Below are 1,052 nucleotides of genomic sequence, written 5' to 3' on the forward strand. Positions count from 1 at the left end.
CTAGAGCGGTTCACGACTTGATGGAATCGTAGGGGATTCCCGATTTGTGAGTTTTGTGATTCAAGATGCTGGCTGGAGTGGAGGCCAGCATCTGATGACGCGACCTTTTTCCAATGATCTTCGCGAACGGGTGGTGGCTGCGGTTTTGGGTGGCGAGAGCCGCCGCTCGGCCGCCAAACGGTTTGGCATTTCGATTTCCGCGGCGGTAAAGCTGCTGCAGCGCCATGGGACGACCGGTTCGGTGGCACCAGGCAAGATGGGTGGACATCGCAAGAGGGTGCTGGAGCCGCACCGTGCCTTCATCGAGGCACGTATACGTGAGACGCCGCATCTGACGCTGCACGGCCTGAAGGATGAGTTGGCCGGTCGCGGGGTCAAGGTCTCGCACAACGCGGTGTGGTTGTTCCTGCGCCGCGAGGGCCTGAGCTTCAAAAAAAACACTGTTCGCCCTTGAGCAGGCACGCGCCGATGTTGCCCGCAGGCGCCAACGATGGCGGTCCTGGCAGGCCGGTCTCGATCCGCAGTGTCTGGTCTTCATCGATGAGACCTGGATCAAGACCAACATGGCTCCACTGCGAGGTTGGGGGCCGAAGGGCAAGCGGCTGCGCGGCCTGGCTCCGCACGGGCACTGGCGCACGCTGACCTTCCTCGGCGCGCTACGCTGCGATCGGCTCGCTGCACCTTGCGTCTTCGACGGACCGATTAACGGCCAGTGCTTCCGCGCCTATGTCGAGCAGCAGCTCATCACCGTGCTGAAGCCCGGCGACATCGTGGTCATGGATAACCTGGGAAGCCATAAATCAGCGGCCATCAGGCAGATGATCAAAGCTGCCGGCGCCAGGCTTTGGTATCTACCGCCCTACTCGCCGGACCTCAATCCGATCGAGCAGGCTTTCGCCAAGATCAAACACTGGATGCGCCAAGCTCAGAAACGCACCGTCGAGGACACGTGGCGCCACATCGGCCACCTCGTCGAAACCATCGAGGCAGCCGAATGCAAAAACTACTTCGCAAAAGCCGGGTACGCTTCCGTCAAAACGTGAAACGCTCTA

1 protein-coding gene is annotated in these 1,052 nt (G+C 60.8%); it reads left to right on the forward strand.

The window, feature by feature from the left end:
* Positions 1 to 94 precede the first annotated feature (94 nt).
* Positions 95 to 1,043 (forward strand): IS630 family transposase gene (locus EN914_RS36360; RefSeq protein WP_127218634.1). Its coding sequence is split into 2 segments (ribosomal slippage): positions 95 to 430 and positions 432 to 1,043, totalling 948 coding nucleotides; the frame shifts between segments, so codons are not numbered across the junction.
* The last annotated feature ends 9 nt before the right edge of the window (positions 1,044 to 1,052 follow it).

It is taken from the genome of Mesorhizobium sp. M7A.F.Ca.CA.001.08.2.1 (genome assembly GCF_003998455.1).
GTDB classification, from domain to species: Bacteria; Pseudomonadota; Alphaproteobacteria; order Rhizobiales; family Rhizobiaceae; genus Mesorhizobium; species Mesorhizobium ciceri.